Origin of the sequence: Delftia sp. GW456-R20 (assembly GCF_001622915.1) — a bacterium.
Taxonomy (GTDB): domain Bacteria; phylum Pseudomonadota; class Gammaproteobacteria; order Burkholderiales; family Burkholderiaceae_C; genus Comamonas; species Comamonas acidovorans.
In genome coordinates this window covers 522,479-539,711 of sequence record NZ_LWCN01000005.1, presented here as the reverse complement: position 1 = coordinate 539,711, position 17,233 = coordinate 522,479, and the positions used below count along the sequence as shown (strand labels likewise).

The following is a 17,233-nucleotide window of genomic DNA, read 5'->3' as shown; positions in this document are numbered from 1 at the left end:
TCTGATGAAAAAATTGTGGCTGGCCGCTTTGACGGCCTTTACGCTGGTTGCATGTGGTGGCGGAGGGGGAAATCCGGGCACCGGTGGTGGCACGGGAGGAGGAACAGAAACTCCGGCAGGAACCATGACGATTCAGGTGATCACTGGCGCGTCCTCCAGCGCGCAAGGTGTCATTTCGATCACCGCCTCCGAGAGCACAGCCAGGGCGCGTGCGACCTTGCTGGATGCCAAAGGCGCTGCAGTTGCCAATGAAATCGTGACGTTTTCGGAAGATGGCGGGAGTTTGCTGAAGTTCAGCCCTGAATCCAGGACTGCCCTGACGGACAGCAAGGGCGTGGCTGAAGTGGAAATTTCAGCGGCCACTGCAACCTCGATCGGCGCGACCCGCGTCAAAGCCTCTGCCACAATTGCAACCAAGGAAGTGTCCGGCGGCCAGAATCTGGCCATTACGAGCGCACCTCCCACGGGCGATCCTCAGGCCTTGGTCCAGGCCATCAATTTCCTGGATGTGGTTCCGTCTGACAAATCCATCGTTATCAAAGGATCGGGTGGTAATGGGCGCTCTGAGACCGCCATCCTCCGTTTCAAGGTGGTTGATTCCAGCGGCAGCCCGATCAAAGACGTGGTTGTGGATTTCATGGAAGCCACAGGGGGTGTCCAGGTCAATATTGCCCAGGCTCGCTCGAACAATGATGGCATCGTGACCACGTCGGTATCATCCAAAAGCGCTCCCACTTCCGTTGTTGTGAGGGCAACGGTGAATGGTCGGAACGTGACGTCGCAATCAGATCTTTTGACCGTGACCACCGGTATTTCCACGCAGCGCGGCTTCGATCTTTCTGCCTCCAAGTTCAACCTGGACCTGGACCTTTCCGGTGATACATCCACACTGCGCATTGGCATTGTGGACAGCAATGGTAATCCGGTATCCGATGGCGTGCCTGTGGTCGCAACAGTGGACTTCGGCCGCGTTGGCTCTTCCAATCGTGGTGGCTGCCAGACAGTCAACGGACTGTGTACGGTGGACTACCAGGTGCAGAATCCGCGTCCTGCCGACGGTCAACTGATCAACGTGGCTATTTCGACTGTGCTGGGCACGGGCCAAGTCATCAGCGACAGCCTGTTCCTGAGGGCTACTTCGGTGGGCTGGCTGAGCCTGTACCAAAGCGGTGCGTTGGTCAATAAATTGACGGTGAGCAAGCTGGATGCGACTTGTAATGCGATCTGGACGGGTGAACTAGGAACTCCTAAGCTCTTTCCTGCACCGGCCGGGACGACCATCGAGGCCAAATCCCTGGACACCAATGTGACGGTTTCCGTGTTCAACGGATCCCCGGTGCTTGATCGTGTCTCAGGCCGCAGCGGAGTTGCTTTCCAGGTGACTTCGAAGATTGGTACTCCTGCGGGCTCGACTCAAGTGCAGTTCACCTTCAAATCCAATAATAATGTGAGCACCTTGACCCTGCCCGTGGACTATCCGGCATGCGCGACAGCCACCACTCCGACAACCCCCACCACTCCGACAGCCCCTTGACAGGTCAAAGGCCGATCGCCCTGATCGGCCTGCCCGGCTCCGGCAAATCGACCATAGGGCGCCAGCTGGCGCGCCTGTGGTCGATGCGTTTTGTGGATGCGGATCATGTGGTTGAGCAGCGCATAGGCTGCAGCATCCGGGAGTTTTTCGAGCGCGAGGGCGAGCAGGCTTTTCGAGACATGGAGTCGCAGGTCATTGATGAGCTGTCCGCCTCCACATCCAGCCTGCTGCTGTCCACGGGCGGTGGCGTGGTGCTGCGCGAGCAAAACCGCCGCCATCTGCATGCGCGCACCCAGGTCTTCTATCTGGATTGCACGCCAGAGGCCATCGCCGCGCGGCTGCGCAACGATGTGACGCGGCCCTTGCTGCAGGTGGAAGACCCGGCGCTGCGCCTGCGGGAGCTGCTGCTGCAACGCGAGCCGCTTTATCTGGAGACGGCTCACTTCGTGATCCAGACATCGGGTCTGTCTGTGGCGCAGGCTGCGCAGCGCATACGCATGCAGGCGGAACTGGCCTGAGCACAGTCAGGTGGAACACCAAAGGCCTCGGCACTTGCCGGGGCCTTTTTCTTTAAGATCGGCGGTTGCCGGGCGCGCTGCCGTGTCGCGCAATTCCTTTCACTCTTTCTGCCTTGGAGCGACACCATCTTGCCCACCGCCTCCTCCTTGCCTGCCGCCCAGGTCGTGACCATCGACCTGGGTGACCGTTCCTACCCGATCACCATTGGCACCGGTCTGCTGGACCAGGCCGCGACCTATGCCGCCCTGCCTTCTGCGGCCCAGGCCGTGATCGTCAGCAATGATGTGGTCGCGCCGCTCTACGAGCCCGCACTGCGCCGCGTGCTGGAACAACGCTACCGCAGCGTGCGTACCGTGGTGCTGCCCGATGGCGAGGCCCACAAGGACTGGCAGACGCTGAACCTGATCTTTGACGACCTGCTGTCCGGCGGCTGCGACCGCAAGACCGTGCTCTTCGCGCTGGGCGGCGGCGTCATCGGCGACATGACCGGCTTTGCCGCCGCCAGCTACATGCGCGGCGTGCCCTTCGTGCAGGTGCCCACCACGCTGCTGTCGCAGGTGGATTCGTCGGTGGGTGGCAAGACCGCCATCAACCATCCGCTGGGCAAGAACATGATCGGCGCCTTCTACCAGCCGCAGCTGGTGGTTTGCGACCTGGCTTCGCTGGACACGCTGCCCGTGCGCGAGCTGAGCGCCGGCCTGGCCGAGGTCATCAAGTACGGGCCGATCGCCGACATGGACTTCCTGGCCTGGCTGGAAGAGAACATGGATGCCTTGCTCGCCCGCGACCGCAGTGCGCTGGCGCACGCGATCAAGCGCAGCGTGGAGATCAAGGCCTGGGTGGTGGGCCAGGACGAGAAAGAGGCTGGGCTGCGCGCCATTCTCAATTTCGGCCACACCTTCGGGCACGCGATCGAGGCCGGCATGGGCTATGGCAACTGGCTGCACGGCGAAGGCGTGGGCGCCGGCATGGTCATGGCGGCCGAGCTGTCGGAGCGCCTTGGCCTGGTGGATGCCGCCTTTGTGCAAAGGCTGCGCGTGCTGATCGAACGTGCGGGCCTGCCGGTGCGTGGCGCCGTGCTGGATGCGCGTGACAACGCTGGCCGCTATCTGGAGCTGATGCGCGTGGACAAGAAGTCCGAGGCGGGCGAGATCCGCTTCGTGCTCATCGACGGCCCCGGCAAGGCCATCATGCGTTCGGCCCCCGACGCAATGGTGCGCGAGGTCATCAACGCCTGCTGCGCCTGACGCGCGGCGCTGGGGGCAAGCCGGAACTGCTAGAGTGCCCTTGTCAGCATGATGAGGCGATCGAATGCAGAAACAGGCCCTGGCCCCTTATGCCTGCAACCCGGCGTTCAGCCGGGGGCGGCGCTTCCCGGAGGCGCCTGCGCCCACGCGCAGCGATTACCAGCGCGACCGGGACCGCATTGTCCATTCCTCGGCCTTCCGGCGACTGGTCTACAAGACCCAGGTCTTCGTCAACCATGAAGGCGACCTGTTCCGCACACGGCTGACGCACTCGCTGGAGGTTGCCCAGCTGGGCCGCTCGGTCGCCCGGTCGCTGCAGCTCGACGAGGATCTGGTCGAAGCCATCTGCCTGGCCCACGACCTGGGCCACACCCCCTTCGGCCATGCGGGCCAGGACGCGCTCAATGCCTGCATGCAGCCGCACGGCGGCTTTGAGCACAACCTGCAAAGCCTGCGCGTGGTGGACCGGCTGGAGGAGCGCTATCCGGCCTTTGACGGCCTGAACCTGAGCTTCGAGACGCGCGAGGGCATTCTCAAGCACTGCTCGCGCACCAATGCCGAGCACCTGGAAGCGCGGGAGCCCGGTGGCGTGGCCCAGCGCTTTTTGCTGGGCCGGCAGCCTTCGCTGGAGGCCCAGCTGTGCAATCTGGCCGATGCCATTGCCTACAACGCCCATGACGTGGACGATGGCGTGCGCTCCGGCCTGATCACCATGGCCCAGCTGTGCGAGGCCGTTCCCTTGTTCGCGCGCTATCACGATGCAACGCTGGCCGAGCACCCCCAGCTGGGCATGCCTTTGGCCGAGCGGCGCCTGCTGTACGAAAGCATCCGCCGCATGCTCAGCGACCAGGTCTATGACGTGATCGCCGCCACGCAGCAACGCATTGCACAGGCACGACCCTGTTCGGTCGATGAGGTGCGCGCACAGGCTGGCCCCCTGGTGGGCTTCAGCGATACCATGAGGCAGCAGTCGCTGCAGCTCAAGCAGTTCCTGTTCCGCAATCTCTATCGCCATGAACAGGTGATGAAGACCATGGACGGCGCGCAGCAGGTGGTGGCCGAGCTGTTTGCTGCCTACATGGTGGAGCCCGATCGCATGAAGCCGCGCTTTGTGCAGCGGGCCATGCTGGCCGAGGATGTATCGGCGCGTGCGCGGGTGGTGGCCGACTTCATCGCCGGAATGACGGATCGCTACGCGGCCCGGGAGCATGAGCTGCTGACAGGCCTGCGCGTGCTGGGCTGAGAAATCCGAGCACCGGCATCGCCCGGGCGGCGCGGCTAGAATGCGGACCCTGCGTGACAGGGCAGGGAAGGGTTCCTGGACGGTTTCGCAATGTCTGGGGGCGCAGTGCCCCCGTTCGCATTTTTGAAGGGCACAGCCATGACCGATACCAACCACGAGATTCGCGCGGCCGAGTTTCCGCCTGTCACCGTGATCGAGGATACGGTGCACTGGCTCGAAAAGGCCGTGATCGGCCTGAACCTGTGCCCTTTCGCCAAGGGCGTGCACATCAAGGGCCAGATCCACTACACGGTCAGCCAGGCCACCGACGCCGAGGGCGTGGCGGCGGATCTGCACCGCGAGCTGGAGGCGCTGGCCGAGGCCTCGCCCGAGAAGCGCGACACCACGCTGCTGATCCTGCCCCATGCGCTGCAGGAGTTCCTGGACTTCAACGACTTCCTCGAAGTGGCCGACGCCATGGTCGAAGAGCTGGACCTGGGAGGCATCCTGCAGGTGGCCTCGTTCCATCCGCAGTTCCAGTTCGAGGGCACCGAAGCCGACGACGTCACCAACTGCACCAACCGCTCGCCCTATCCCACGCTGCACCTGCTGCGCGAGGACAGCATAGACAAGGCGGTCGAAGCATTCCCCGAGGCGGAGTCCATCTACGAGCGCAACATGGAGACGCTGGAGAAGATCGGCATCGAAGGCTGGCTGGACATGGGCGTGGGCGCGCGCTGCCCCGTGGCGCATGCAGCCAAGCCGGGCGCAGCCGAATGAAGGCGCGCCAAGGCAAGCCTGCCGCGAAACCCGAGCAGGATGTGACCGAGCAGCTGGGCCTCAAGCCCGGCCAGTCCATCGAACTGCTCAAGGCGCTGCACATCCTCACGCGCGAAGGCAAGATCAACCAGGATTCGCGGCGCAAGCTCAAGCAGGTCTACCACCTGTACCAGTTCATCGCCCCCATCCTCGAAGAACTGTCGGCCGACGACCATGCGGTCACCCTGGCCGACCACGGTGCCGGCAAGTCCTACCTGGGCTTCATCCTCTACGACCTGTATTTCAAACCGCTGGGGCGCGGCCACATCTACGGCATAGAGACGCGTGCGCCGCTGGTGGACGCTTCGCAGAAGCTGGCGGCCGAGCTGGGCTTCGACCGCATGGGCTTCCTCAACATGTCGGTGGCCGAATCCACGCATGCCGACTTCATGCCTGCGCAATTCGACGTGGTCACGGCCTTGCACGCCTGCGACACCGCCACCGACGATGCCATCGCCTTCGGCCTGGAGAAAAAGGCCAAGGCCATGGTGCTGGTGCCCTGCTGCCAGGCCGAGGTCGCTGCCTGCCTGCGCCAGACCAAGGCGCTGAGCCTGACGCGCACGCCGCTGGCCGAACTGTGGCGCCATCCCATACACACCCGCGAAATGGGCAGCCAGCTCACCAACGTGCTGCGCTGCCTGTACCTGGAGGCCTGCGGCTACCAGGTCACCGTGACCGAGCTGGTCGGCTGGGAGCACAGCATGAAGAACGAGCTGATCATTGCGCGTTACACGGGGCAGAAAAAGCGCAGTGCGGTCGAGCGCATGCGCGCCATCCTGGCGGAGTTCGGCCTGCAGGATGCGATGGCACAGCGCTATCCGCTGCTGCAGGCAGCCTGAGCCGGCTGCCTGCAGCAGTCTCAGGCCCCCGCCACGGCGTGGTACCAGGCGATGCCATCGGCATCGATGCTGCGCTCCACCTGCCCCGCATGCATCAAATGATTCAGGCAGGCCAGGCTTTCGCCCGTGGCCATGCCCAGCAGGGCGGGGCTGGATTCGCTGATGGGGCGTGAGAACAGGGCGCCGAAGACATCGACGGCGCGACGCGGTTCGGCCAGTGCGGCCAGCAAGCGGGCGTTGGCGCGCTCCTGGCCTGCGGCCAGTGAATCGATCCGTGCATGCAGGCCGCGAAAGCAATCGCCATGCGCGGGCAGGACGAGCACATCGTCGGGCACTTCGCGCCTGACCTTTTCCAGAGAATCCATCCAGTCGGCCATGGGGTTGGCGTCGGGCTCCATGGCATGGACCGAGACGTTGGACGAGATGCGCGGCAGCACCTGGTCGCCCGAGATCAACAGCTTGAGATCGGGGCAGTAGAGGCTGGCGTGCTCGGGCGAGTGGCCGCTGCCGACCACCACGCGCCACAGGTGCTTTCCTATGCGCAGTTCCTCGCCGTCGTGCAGGCGGCGGTAGCTGTCGGGCAGGGCGTGGATGTGCTTGCCGAAGTTGCCGAAGCGGGCGCGGTAGGACTCCAGCGCGCTGTCGCTCCAGCCTGCTTGGCGGTAGAAGGCAATGGCGTCGGGCGGGGCCTCGCGGCTGCAGTCCGAGACCACGACGCGGCAGTTGAGGTACTCCAGGCGCGTCATGTACAGCGGCACATGGAACTTGCGTGTCAGCCATCCGGCCAGGCCCACATGGTCGGGGTGCATGTGGGTGACCAGCACGCGCGTCAGCGAGCGGCCATCGGTGGATTGGGAGAACAGCGCGCGCCAGGTGGCCACGCCTTCGTCGGTGCGCGCACCGGTATCGACGATGGCCCAGCCCTCGCCGTCATCAATGGCCCAGAGATTGATGTGATCCAGCGCATAGGGCAGGGGCATGCGTATCCAGAGCACGCCGGGTGCGACCTCCAGCGTCTGCCCGCGCTGTGGTGGCGCCTCGAACGGGTAGTCGAGCACCGGCTTGGGCGGCGCATCCGTGGCGTGCGAGGCGTTCGGGGCTTGGGCTTTCTGGTCCATGGGGTTCCTTGTTCAGTCGCGGGGGTGGCCGGGTGCTCCCCGGCTGGCAGCGCATCCCCGCAACGATACGCCTGCCGCTGCTGCCCTGCTGTCACGGGCTCGTCACAGGCCGCTCCTACAGTGCACGGGTCAATCAACAGGGGGAGGGCGCGGCCGTGCTGCGGGGTCCCCTGCCTACAGAGGGATATCCGCATGAAATTGAAGATGTTGTGCAGCGCGCTGGCTGGTGCCTCGCTGCTGTTGAGCGCCTGTGGCGGCAGCGACGGTTCGTCCGCAGCCGCTCCGACCAAGAACGTGCTGTTCTTCCTGGGCGATGGCATGGGCATCACCACCATGACGGCCGCACGCATCTACAGCGTGGGCGAAGACGGTGAACTGACCATGGACAAGCTGCCTGAGACGGCCTTCGTCCACACCTTCTCGAACGACGCCCAGGTGACGGACAGCGCGCCCTCGATGGCCGCCTACATGACCGGCGTGAAGATGAACAACGAAGTCATCTCCATGACGCCCGACACCAAGGCCACGGACGCTGCGGGCAAGGCCTATCACACCAACTACGACAGCACCTGCCCCAGCGGCAACGGCCAGGCCGTTCCCACGCTGCTCGAGCAGATGAAGTCCGCCGGCTACGGCACGGGCGTGGTCTCCACCGCGCGCATCACGCATGCCACGCCGGCAACCACCTACTCGCACGTCTGCCACCGCGATGCAGAGAACACCATTGCCGCGGCCCTGGTGCCCGGCGGCTCCGGCTACAACAGCAAGCTCGGTGACGGCGTGGACGTGATCCTGGGTGGCGGCTCCTACTACTTCACGCCCAAGGCCGACGGCGGCCGCCGCAACGACAGCCGCAACCTGATCGCCGAGTTCAAGACGCAAAAGTACAGCTACGCCGCCAACAAGAGCGAGTTCGACAAGCTGCCCGTGGACGGCAGCAAGATCGCCGGCCTGTTCACCAAGGACCACATGGCCTATGACCTGGACCGCGATGCGACCAAGGAGCCGAGCCTGGCCGAGATGACGGGCAAGGCCATCGACGCACTGTCGGCCAAGAAGAAGGGCTTCTTCCTGATGGTGGAAGGCGGCCGCATCGACCATGCGCTGCACGCCACCAACGCGCGCCGCGCGCTGCAGGACACCGTGGCCTTCGACAACGCCATCCAGACCGCGCTGGACAAGATGGCCAAGCTCGATCCGGGCCTGAAGAACACGCTGATCGTCGTCACCGCCGACCATGACCACACGCTGCACCTGAATGGCTATGCCGCGCGCACCGGCAAGACCGAGGCCGGCAAGCCCGGCGTGCTGGGCCTGGTCAAGAACTACGTGGATGGCAAGGCCTCCACCGATGTGGATGGCAATCCCTACACCATCCTGGGCTTCGGCAACGGTCCCAAGCGCCTGGCCACGCGGGGTCCCATCGACGCTGCCTCGCTGGAGAGCCCCGACTACCTGCAGGAGGCCGTGGTGCCCCTGGCCTCCGAAACCCACGGCGGCGGCGACGTGTTCCTGGGCGCGCAAGGCATGGGTGCCGATACGTTCTCGGGCGTGATCGACAACACGGCCGTGTTCAATCTGATCAAGAAGAGCATCGGCTTGCAATGAAACACCCCCTGAGCGACTGCGTCGCTTCCCCCTCTCTCGCTTCGCGGGAGGGGGACGACGCCCTCGCTGCGGGGCGGCCCTTGCTCGGCGTCCGCCGCCTGGGCCACGCCGGTTTCATGCGGTCCTAGCACGCTGTACGACCAGGGTCTTGTACCGCAATCAAGGCATTCAAAGTATTCAAGGAATTCCACATGCATCCGATCCTCCAAAAGACCTCCCTCGCCCTGGCTGCGGCCGGCGCGCTGGCGCTGCTGGCACCTGCCGCCCATGCGGCTGGCGAGGCCAAGAACGTCATCTTCTTCCTCGGCGACGGCATGGGCCCGGTCACCGTGACCGCCGCGCGCATCTATAAGGGTGAGAAGCAGCTGGCTGCCAATCCCACGGCACTGACCAGCAGCGAGCGCGCCACGCTGACCATGCAGTCCCTGCCTTACGCCAGCCGCGTCAAGACCTTCTCGCGCGATGGCCAGACCACGGACAGCGCGCCTTCGATGGCGGCCTACATGACCGGCGTGAAGATGAACAACGAAGTCATCTCCATGTCGGCCGAGACCCTGGCCTATGCGGCCAACGGCCAGCAGTACATCAACGGCGAGGACACCACCTGCCCGGCCGGCAACGGCCAGCCCGCCCAGACCCTGCTGGAACTGTCCAAGGCCAAGGGCCGCGCCGTGGGCGCCATCTCCACCACGCGCGTGGGCCATGCGACGCCTGCGGCCACCTACGCCCACATCTGCAACCGCAATGGCTACAACAGCATTGCCGAGCAGTCCGTGCCCGGCCATGCCAACTACAACGCCAAGCTGGGCGACGGCATTGACGTGCTCATGGGCGGCGGCCAGCGCAACTACCTGCCCAAGTCGGTCAACCCCAGCAGCAAGCGCACGGACACGGCCAACCTCGTGGACATGATGAAGGCCAAGGGCTACGCCTATGTCGCCAAGGGCAGCGAGCTGTCGGCCCTGGACGCGACCAAGGCCCCCAAGCTGCTGGGCCTGTTCACGCAAAGCGAAATGGCCTACGAGCTGGACCGCGTCAAGCAAAAGCTGGACGAGCCCAGCCTGGCCGACATGACCGGCAAGGCGCTGGACGTGCTCAGCCGCAATGACAAGGGCTTCTTCCTGATGGTGGAAGGCGGCCGCATCGACCACGCACTGCACGGCACCAATGCCAAGCGCGCGCTGGAAGACACGCTGGCCTTCGACCGCGCCATCGAGACCGCCATGGCCTACATGGAAAAGAAGGACCCGGGCCTGAAGAACACGCTGATCGTCGTCACGGCCGATCACGACCACAACATGGTGTTCAACGGCTACTCCAAGATCGGCAACCCGATCCTGGGCAAGGTGCAGGACTACCAGACCGGCCAGATGGCCAAGGCCCAGGACGGCAAGCCCTACACCACGCTGGCCTTCGGCAACGGCGGACGTCCCAACGCCACGGCCTCCAGCCAGGTCAATGCCGAAGATGGCAACAAGCCCTGGATCGCTCCCACGCGCGGCGCCTCGCGCGACGACGTGACGGCCGTGGACACCACGGACGACAACTACCTGCAGGAAGTCGGCCTGAACCTGGGCACGCCGGGCTCCGAGACCCATGGCGGCGGCGACGTGATGCTGTTCGCCGGCGGCGCCGGCGCCAAGATCTTCAAGGGCACGATGGACAACACCAAGGTGTTCTCCAAGGTCCGCGAAGCCGCTGGCCTGTAATTGTTTCTTCCTTCGTTGGCTGCTTGCCAACCCCTGGCCGGAGCCGTGGCACATGCGTGTGCCCGGCCCCGGTTTTTTCGCATTGGCTGGATTCCATGACGCTTTCCCTTCCGGCGCCGCGCGCGGCGCGCCACATCTACGCGGCCGCGCTGCTGGCCTGTTCCGTCTCCGCAGCATGTGCCGCCGAGCCGCCCAAGCCGGTACCCGCACCCACGGCCGCAGTCCCCGCTGATTCCGTGGCACGCACCACGGCCGCCGTGCAGGCCACGCCCGAAGCCGACCTGCGCATCACCTACGAAGCCATGAGCGTGGGCAGCGACGGCGTGCAGCGCAGCAGCGTCTATACCAACCGCGTCTACCGCCGCAAGGCCCAGCTGTGGATAGAGCGCGAAATGCCCGCCGCCCTGCGCCAGAGCCAGGACCACGGCCACGACCATGCCCACGGCCCGCACGCCGGCCATGCCCATGACGAGGCCCGCGCCGCACCCCTGTCCATCCGCCGCGCCGATGACGGCAAGGTCGGCGTGGAAGTCATCCTGGCCAAGCTGCGCCGCGTCATCAGCGTGGACCTGGCCCACCACGGCAACGTGGGCTACGGCGGCTCCTTCGACAACGTGTACTGGATCGTGCCCCCCACCGCGCTGCAGGGCATGGAGCGCGTGGGCAAGCCGCACAACGGCGTGCAGCGCTACCGCGGCACGGCAGGCGAGCAGACCACCGTCATCGACTGGGACGTGGCCAACCAGTTCGCCCGCCGCGTGGAACGCAGCGACTCCCACGGCATCGAGCGCATCGTGGTCACCGCCACCAAGCTGCCCGCCCCGCTGGCCCAGCCCTGGAAGGCCATCGAAGGCTATGACAAGGGCGACTACTCCGACTTGCTGGATTGAGCACCTGACACCCCAATGCAAAGAGCTGCCCGGAGGCAGCTCTTTTTTATTCCCCATTTCAATGCTCAAACGCATGGCGCTGGAAACCGGCGCAGCCTAACACCAGGGGCGCCGTCCCCCTTCAAGGGGAAGCCGCGCAGCGGCTCAGGGGGAGGCCAGTTACACCTGTGCTCCGGAGTCTTTTACGACCTTGCTCCACTTCGTCGATTCGGCCTTGATGTAGGCGAGGAATTCGGCCGGCGTGTCGATAACGACGTCACCGCCCTGGTCGTTGATCTTCTTGACCACGGCCGGGTCCTTGAGCACCTTGGCAATGGCCGTGTACAGGCGCTGCTGCACGGCAGCGGGCGTCTTGGCCTGGGTCCACAGGCCGAACCACGAAGTGGCCTCGTAGCCGGGCACGCCGGCTTCGGCCACGGTGGGCACATCGGGCAGTTCGGGCGAGCGCTTGGCCGTGGTCACGGCGATGGGACGCAGCTTGCCCGAGCGCACATGCTGGATGGCCGAGGGCATGTTGTCGAACATGATGGCGATCTGGTTGCCCAGCAGGTCGGTGATGGCCGGGGCGCTGCCCTTGTAGGGCACGTGCACCATGTCCAGGCCCGTCATGGAGCGGAACAGCTCGCCCGACAGGTGGATGGAGCTGCCGCTGCCCGAGGAGCCGTAGTTCAGCTTGCCGGGATTGGCGCGCGCGTAGGCGATCATTTCCTTGACGGTCTTGAACGGCTGGCTGGGGTGGGCCACCAGCAGGTTGGGCACGTTGGCCACGCGCGTCAGGGGCGAGAAGTCCTTGATGGGGTCGAAGCCGGGCTTGGCGTAGAGCGCTGCATTGATGGCATGCGTGCCCACGGTGCCCATGAACAGCGTGTAGCCGTCGGCCGGCGCACGCGCGGCGGCCACGGCGCCGATGTTGCCGCCCGCGCCGGGCTTGTTGTCCACGATCACGGTCTGGCCCAGTTCCTGCTGCAGCGCCTGGGCGACGATGCGCGCCAGGATGTCGGTGGTGCCGCCAGCGGCGAAGGGCACGAGGATGGTGATGGGCTTGCTGGGGAAGCCGTCCTGGGCCAGGGCGGCGGTGCCGGACAGGGCGCCGAGCGCGGTCAGGGATGCGGCGGCCAGCGCCTGCAGGCCACGGCGGCGGGTGAAGTGGGTGGTTTGATCGGACATCGAGAGGTCTCCTGATTCGGCAATAAGGTGGATGGCCGGGCCCGGCAAGGTCGGGCTGGGCCAGGGCAAGGCCCTGTGTGGCGCCCGCCTGTGCAGGCGGGCGCTTCCAGTGGTTCTTCTTGAAGGGGGTTGTGCCTGGAAAGGCGGTCGGTCAGACGGTCGGTCCGACGTTCGTTCAGACGGGCGCCACGCCCAGCGTGGTGCCGCCGCAGATGTAGAGCACCTGGCCGGTGACGAAGCCGTTGTCGGGCGACAGGAAGAACAGCGCGGCACGGGCCACGTCTTCCGGTGTGCCCATTCGGCCCACGGCAATGCTGTTGAGGATGCGCTGGGTCTGCGGCGCGCCCTCGGGGTTGCTCTTGGTGAACAGCTCGGTGGCGATGGGGCCGGGGCCCAGGGCGTTGACCGTGATGCGGTCGCGGCCCAGTTCCATGGCCAGGGTGCGCGTCAGGCCGATCAGGCCCGCCTTGGTCGCCGAGTAGACGATGCGGTCGGGCTTGCCCAGCGCGGCGCGCGAGGACATGTTCACGATGCGCCCCTCGCCGCAGGCACGCAGTGTGGGCAGGAAGGCCTGGACCAGCAGCATGGGCGCGCGCAGGTGCAGTCCCACCACGTCGTCGAGATGCTGGGTGCTGGCGTTGTCGATGGTGCCGGGGCGCGTGGCGCCCGCGTTGTTGACCAGGGCGACCACGTTGTGCGCGGCGGCAATGCGGGTCGCCGCCTCGGCGGTGGCCTGCTCGCTGGTCAGGTCGGCCTGGTAGCTCACCAGCAGAGGGTGGCTCCATTCGGGCAGCACGTAGTCGAGGTTGACCACGGCGCGGCCCTGGGCCAGCAGGGCCTCGGCGATGGCACGGCCGATGCCGTTGCTGGCGCCGCTGACCACGGTGACGGGTGTCTTGTTATCCACGGTGCTCATCGCAGTCTCAGACCTTTTCCAGGATCACGGCAATGCCCTGGCCCACGCCGATGCACATGGTGCACAGCGCATAGCGGCCGCCCAGCGTGTGCAGCTGGTTCACGGCGGTGGTGGCCAGGCGCGCGCCCGATGCGCCCAGCGGATGGCCCAGCGCAATGGCGCCGCCCCATTGGTTGACGCGGCGGTCGTCGTCGGCAATGCCCAGATCGCGCAGCACGGCCAGGCCCTGCGCGGCGAAGGCTTCGTTCAATTCGATCACGTCCATCTGCTCCAGCGTCAGGCCGGTCAGGGCCAGCACCTTGCGCACGGCGGGCGCGGGGCCGAAGCCCATGATGCGCGGCGCCACGCCGGCCACGGCCATGCCGACCACGCGGGCGCGGGGCACCAGGTTGTATTGCCTGGCGGCTTCCTCGTTGGCCAGCAGCAGGGCGCAGGCGCCGTCGTTCACGCCGCTGGCATTGCCGGCCGTCACCGTGCCATCCGGGCGCACCACGCCCTTGAGCTTGGCCAGCGCCTCGATGGTGGTGGCGCGCGGATGCTCGTCCTGGCTCACCACGATGGCGTCGCCCTTCTTCTGGGCAATGGACACGGACACGATTTCCTTGGCCAGGTAGCCGGCCGCGATGGCGGCGGCGGCCTTTTGCTGGCTGGCCAGGGCCATGCGGTCCTGGGCTTCGCGCTCGATCTTGAAGTCGTCGGCCACGTTCTCTGCCGTCTCGGGCATGGAGTCCACGCCGTACTGCTGCTTCATCAGCTTGTTGACGAAGCGCCAGCCGATGGTGGTGTCGTACACGGCGTTGCTGCGGCTGAAGGCGCTTTCTGCCTTGGGCATGACGAAGGGCGCACGGCTCATGCTTTCCACGCCGCCCGCGATCATCAGGCGGGCCTCGCCCGCCTTGATGGCGCGCGCGGCAGTGCCCACGGCGTCCAGGCCCGAACCGCACAGGCGGTTGATGGTGGCGCCCGGCACATCGATGGGCAGGCCGGCCAGCAGGGCGGACATGCGCGCCACGTTGCGGTTGTCTTCGCCGGCCTGGTTGGCGCAGCCGTAGAGCACGTCGGCCACGGCCGTCCAGTCCACGCCGGGGTTGCGCTCCATCAGCGCCTTGATCGGCACGGCGCCGAGGTCATCGGCACGCACCGGGGACAGGGCGCCGCCGTAGCGGCCGAAGGGGGTGCGGATGGCGTCGCAGATGAAGGCCTGGTTGGACTGGCTCATGGTGTCTCCTGGGAAAAGAATGAAGAGGTGCCGGGGTGCGCCGCAGCGCACCCACTGGGTGGGGAGCTGAGGGATCAGGCCGTGGCCGTCGCGTCCTTGATGGGCAGGCCCACGATGGACTGCAGCTCGGCGTGCGAGAGGCCAGGCACAGTGTCGATCAGGCGCAGGCCCTCGGGCGTGCATTCCAGCGTGCACAGGTCGGTGTAGATGCGCTTGACGCAGGACAGGCCCGTGAGCGGATAGCTGCAGGCCTCGACGACCTTGCATTCGCCGGTCTTGGTCAGCAGGTCCATCATCACCCAGGTCTGGCGTGCACCCACGGCCAGGTCCATGGCGCCGCCCACGGCGGGAATGGCTCCGGCCTCGCCCGTGCTCCAGTTGGCCAGGTCGCCCGTGGCCGAGACCTGGAAGGCGCCCAGCACGCAGATGTCCAGGTGGCCGCCGCGCATCATGGCGAAGCTGTCGGCATGGTGGAAATAGCAGCCGCCCGGCAGCAGGGTGACGGGCTGCTTGCCGGCATTGGTCAGGTCATAGTCCTCCTGGCCTTCGGCGGGCGCCGGGCCCATGCCCAGGATGCCGTTCTCGCTTTGCAGGATGACCTCGCGGCCGGCCGGGATGTGGTTGGCCACCTGGGTGGGCATGCCGATGCCCAGGTTGACATAGGCGCCGTCGAAGATGTCTTCGGCCACGCGCCGGGCCAGCTCTTGCTTGCTGCGTTTCTGGTAGCTGCTCATGCTCTTGCTTTCGGCGGTTGGGGCGCTCATGCGGTTTTCTTGAAGCCGCCGGCCTGGGTGGCCACGCGGTCGATCTTCACGATCTGGCTCACGTAGATGCCGGGCGTGACCACGGCCTCGGGGTCCAGCGCGCCCAGCTCCACGATCTCGTGCACGGTGGCGATCGTGTGCTTGGCCGCCGTGGCCATCACGGGCCCGAAGTTGCGGGCCGACATGCGGTAGGTCAGGTTGCCCCAGCGGTCGCCCTTCTCGGCCTTGACCAGTGCCACGTCGCCGTGGATGGGATGCTCCAGCACATAGTGCTTGCCGTTGATCTCGCGCGTTTCCTTGCCGTTGGCCAGCTCCGTGCCATAGGCCGTGGGGCAGAAGAAGCCGCCGATGCCAGCGCCGGCGGCGCGCAGGCGCTCGGCCAGGTTGCCCTGGGGCACGAGTTCCAGCTCGATCTTGCCGCTGCGGTACAGGTCGTCGAACACCCAGCTGTCCACCTGGCGGGGGAAGCTGCAGATGATCTTGCGCACCTGGCCGCTCTTGAGCAGGGCGGCCAGCCCCTGGTCTCCGTTGCCCGCGTTGTTGTTGACCACGGTCAGCTCGCGTGCGCCCTGGGCGATCAGGCCGTCGATGAGTTCGGTGGGATTGCCCGAGGTGCCGAAGCCCCCGATCAGCACGGTGGAGCCGTCCTGGACGCCCGACAACGCCTCGGCGATGGTGTCGGTGATTTTGTTGATCACTTGCTTGTCTCCGGTATGCAGGCCGCTGGCGCTGCGCTAAAATGTTCGTATGTAGAACAAAAGTTCGCAGAAAGAATTATAGAGCCATGGAAAAAAATGCCGCTTCCGTAATTTCCACAGGTGGGGCCGAAGAAGAGGGCGGCACGCCGCGCCCCGGCGACAGCTATGTGCAGTCCTTTGCGCGCGGCCTGGGCGTGATCCGCTCGTTCAGCGCCGAGGCGCCTGCGCAGACGCTCAGCGAGGTGGCGGCGCGCACGGGGCTCACGCGCGCCGGGGCCCGGCGCATCCTGCTGACGCTGCAGACGCTGGGCTATGTGAAGAGCGACGGCAAGCTGTTCCAGCTCACCCCGCGCATCATGGAACTGGGCTTTGCCTACCTCAGCTCCACCCCGGTCTGGAACCTGGCCGAGCCCGTGATGGAAAACCTGGTCGACGAGGTCAAGGAGTCCTGCTCGGCCGCCGTGCTCGATGGGGGCGACATCGTCTATGTGCTGCGCGTGCACACCCACAAGATCATGAGCACCAACCTCAGCGTGGGCTCGCGCCTGCCGGCCTGCTGGACCTCGATGGGGCGCGTGCTGCTGGCCGGCGAGAGCGATGAATCCCTGCAGGCCCTGCTGGATGCGCGCGAGCGCCGGCAGTTCACGGCCCTGACCGAGCAGGACGACGAGCGCCTTCGCCAGCGCATTCTGGAGGTGCGCGCCCAGGGCTGGGCCCTGGTGGACCAGGAACTGGCCGAAGGCCTGATCTCCATCGCGGCACCCGTGAAGAACGCGGCCGGGCGCACCGTCGCCGCGCTCAACATCAGCGGCCAAGCCAACCGCAACAGCGCCGAGATGATGCGCGGGCAACTCCTGCCCCGGCTGCTGGCCGCCACGCAGCTGGTGAGCCAGCTGCTGCGGGCCTCATCGCGGCTTTCCCTGTAGGGCGGCGGGCGGCGCGGCGCTCCATAATTGCCGATCCA

The 17,233-nt window shown here is 66.1% G+C and carries 16 protein-coding genes; 10 read left to right on the top strand and 6 right to left on the bottom strand.

The annotated features are described in order from the left end of the window. Positions 1-4: 4 nt before the first annotated feature. The 6 genes from A4F85_RS26385 (at position 5) to A4F85_RS26360 (ending at position 6,180) form a co-directional block, all read left to right on the top strand. The gene (locus A4F85_RS26385) at positions 5-1,534 is read left to right on the top strand and encodes a hypothetical protein (protein ID WP_156517063.1); all 1,530 of its coding nucleotides are present in this window, start codon (positions 5-7) and stop codon (positions 1,532-1,534) included. Beyond that, a complete protein-coding gene (locus tag A4F85_RS26380; protein ID WP_063328272.1) occupies positions 1,483-2,052 on the top strand; it encodes a shikimate kinase in 570 nt (189 codons plus the stop codon). Before A4F85_RS26385 ends, A4F85_RS26380 begins: the two co-directional genes overlap by 52 nt. Before the next feature lie 129 nt (positions 2,053-2,181). Continuing rightward, positions 2,182-3,300: a 3-dehydroquinate synthase gene (aroB, locus tag A4F85_RS26375; protein WP_063328271.1), complete on the top strand. Its 1,119-nt coding sequence runs from the start codon at positions 2,182-2,184 to the stop codon at positions 3,298-3,300. A gap of 64 nt (positions 3,301-3,364) precedes the next feature. After that, complete coding sequence (locus A4F85_RS26370; RefSeq protein WP_063328270.1) at positions 3,365-4,543, top strand: deoxyguanosinetriphosphate triphosphohydrolase; 1,179 nt, start codon at positions 3,365-3,367, stop codon at positions 4,541-4,543. Between the two features lie 138 nt (positions 4,544-4,681). After that, positions 4,682-5,302, top strand: coding sequence for a DUF1415 domain-containing protein (locus A4F85_RS26365; protein ID WP_012207370.1), 621 nt, complete (start codon positions 4,682-4,684; stop codon positions 5,300-5,302). Next, on the top strand, positions 5,299-6,180 hold the full coding sequence (locus A4F85_RS26360; RefSeq protein WP_063328269.1) for a class I SAM-dependent methyltransferase: 882 nt from the start codon (positions 5,299-5,301) through the stop codon (positions 6,178-6,180). Before A4F85_RS26365 ends, A4F85_RS26360 begins: the two co-directional genes overlap by 4 nt. A gap of 20 nt (positions 6,181-6,200) precedes the next feature. Here A4F85_RS26360 and A4F85_RS26355 read toward each other — a convergent pair whose 3' ends face one another. After that, the gene (locus A4F85_RS26355) at positions 6,201-7,298 is read right to left on the bottom strand and encodes an MBL fold metallo-hydrolase (RefSeq protein WP_063328268.1); all 1,098 of its coding nucleotides are present in this window, start codon (positions 7,296-7,298) and stop codon (positions 6,201-6,203) included. A 192-nt stretch (positions 7,299-7,490) separates the two neighbouring features. On the opposite strand from A4F85_RS26355, the gene A4F85_RS26350 reads away from it, so the two are divergent. The 3 genes from A4F85_RS26350 (at position 7,491) to A4F85_RS26340 (ending at position 11,505) form a co-directional block, all read left to right on the top strand. Further along, positions 7,491-8,906, top strand: coding sequence for an alkaline phosphatase (locus A4F85_RS26350; RefSeq protein ID WP_063328267.1), 1,416 nt, complete (start codon positions 7,491-7,493; stop codon positions 8,904-8,906). Positions 8,907-9,097: 191 nt separating this feature from the next. Further along, positions 9,098-10,615 carry an alkaline phosphatase gene (locus A4F85_RS26345; protein ID WP_063328266.1) on the top strand — a complete coding sequence of 506 codons (1,518 nt, stop codon included), beginning with the start codon at positions 9,098-9,100 and terminating at the stop codon, positions 10,613-10,615. A gap of 95 nt (positions 10,616-10,710) precedes the next feature. Then, positions 10,711-11,505, top strand: a complete 795-nt coding sequence (locus A4F85_RS26340; RefSeq protein WP_063328265.1) for a hypothetical protein — start codon at positions 10,711-10,713, stop codon at positions 11,503-11,505. Between the two features lie 159 nt (positions 11,506-11,664). Here A4F85_RS26340 and A4F85_RS26335 read toward each other — a convergent pair whose 3' ends face one another. From A4F85_RS26335 to A4F85_RS26315, 5 genes are all read right to left on the bottom strand, one after another. Further along, positions 11,665-12,672 (bottom strand): Bug family tripartite tricarboxylate transporter substrate binding protein, encoded by a 1,008-nt coding sequence (locus A4F85_RS26335; protein ID WP_012207363.1) that lies wholly within the window; start codon positions 12,670-12,672, stop codon positions 11,665-11,667. 175 nt (positions 12,673-12,847) lie between these two features. Beyond that, positions 12,848-13,588, bottom strand: a complete 741-nt coding sequence (locus A4F85_RS26330; protein ID WP_063328264.1) for an SDR family NAD(P)-dependent oxidoreductase — start codon at positions 13,586-13,588, stop codon at positions 12,848-12,850. 7 nt (positions 13,589-13,595) lie between these two features. Next, a complete protein-coding gene (gene pcaF / locus A4F85_RS26325; RefSeq protein ID WP_012207361.1) occupies positions 13,596-14,807 on the bottom strand; it encodes a 3-oxoadipyl-CoA thiolase in 1,212 nt (403 codons plus the stop codon). 74 nt (positions 14,808-14,881) lie between these two features. Continuing rightward, positions 14,882-15,541 carry a 3-oxoacid CoA-transferase subunit B gene (locus A4F85_RS26320; protein ID WP_026062883.1) on the bottom strand — a complete coding sequence of 220 codons (660 nt, stop codon included), beginning with the start codon at positions 15,539-15,541 and terminating at the stop codon, positions 14,882-14,884. Positions 15,542-15,567: 26 nt separating this feature from the next. Beyond that, positions 15,568-16,269 (bottom strand): 3-oxoacid CoA-transferase subunit A, encoded by a 702-nt coding sequence (locus tag A4F85_RS26315; RefSeq protein WP_012207359.1) that lies wholly within the window; start codon positions 16,267-16,269, stop codon positions 15,568-15,570. A gap of 86 nt (positions 16,270-16,355) precedes the next feature. Here A4F85_RS26315 and A4F85_RS26310 point away from each other — a divergent pair, with 86 nt between their 5' ends. Continuing rightward, positions 16,356-17,195: an IclR family transcriptional regulator domain-containing protein gene (locus A4F85_RS26310; RefSeq protein ID WP_063328263.1), complete on the top strand. Its 840-nt coding sequence runs from the start codon at positions 16,356-16,358 to the stop codon at positions 17,193-17,195. The last annotated feature ends 38 nt before the right edge of the window (positions 17,196-17,233 follow it).

Bases quoted from the DNA above. Each gene is read 5' to 3' on its own strand.
- A4F85_RS26345 (WP_063328266.1), top strand. From the start codon at position 9,098: ATGCATCCGATCCTCCAAAAGACCTCCCTCGCCCTGGCTGCGGCCGGC.
- A4F85_RS26385 (WP_156517063.1), top strand. From the start codon at position 5: ATGAAAAAATTGTGGCTGGCCGCTTTGACGGCCTTTACGCTGGTTGCA.
- A4F85_RS26320 (WP_026062883.1), bottom strand. From the start codon at position 15,541: ATGAGCAGCTACCAGAAACGCAGCAAGCAAGAGCTGGCCCGGCGCGTG.
- A4F85_RS26360 (WP_063328269.1), top strand. From the start codon at position 5,299: ATGAAGGCGCGCCAAGGCAAGCCTGCCGCGAAACCCGAGCAGGATGTG.
- A4F85_RS26365 (WP_012207370.1), top strand. From the start codon at position 4,682: ATGACCGATACCAACCACGAGATTCGCGCGGCCGAGTTTCCGCCTGTC.
- A4F85_RS26370 (WP_063328270.1), top strand. From the start codon at position 3,365: ATGCAGAAACAGGCCCTGGCCCCTTATGCCTGCAACCCGGCGTTCAGC.
- A4F85_RS26355 (WP_063328268.1), bottom strand. From the start codon at position 7,298: ATGGACCAGAAAGCCCAAGCCCCGAACGCCTCGCACGCCACGGATGCG.
- A4F85_RS26340 (WP_063328265.1), top strand. From the start codon at position 10,711: ATGACGCTTTCCCTTCCGGCGCCGCGCGCGGCGCGCCACATCTACGCG.
- A4F85_RS26380 (WP_063328272.1), top strand. From the start codon at position 1,483: ATGCGCGACAGCCACCACTCCGACAACCCCCACCACTCCGACAGCCCC.
- A4F85_RS26335 (WP_012207363.1), bottom strand. From the start codon at position 12,672: ATGTCCGATCAAACCACCCACTTCACCCGCCGCCGTGGCCTGCAGGCG.
- A4F85_RS26310 (WP_063328263.1), top strand. From the start codon at position 16,356: ATGGAAAAAAATGCCGCTTCCGTAATTTCCACAGGTGGGGCCGAAGAA.
- A4F85_RS26350 (WP_063328267.1), top strand. From the start codon at position 7,491: ATGAAATTGAAGATGTTGTGCAGCGCGCTGGCTGGTGCCTCGCTGCTG.
- A4F85_RS26330 (WP_063328264.1), bottom strand. From the start codon at position 13,588: ATGAGCACCGTGGATAACAAGACACCCGTCACCGTGGTCAGCGGCGCC.
- pcaF (WP_012207361.1), bottom strand. From the start codon at position 14,807: ATGAGCCAGTCCAACCAGGCCTTCATCTGCGACGCCATCCGCACCCCC.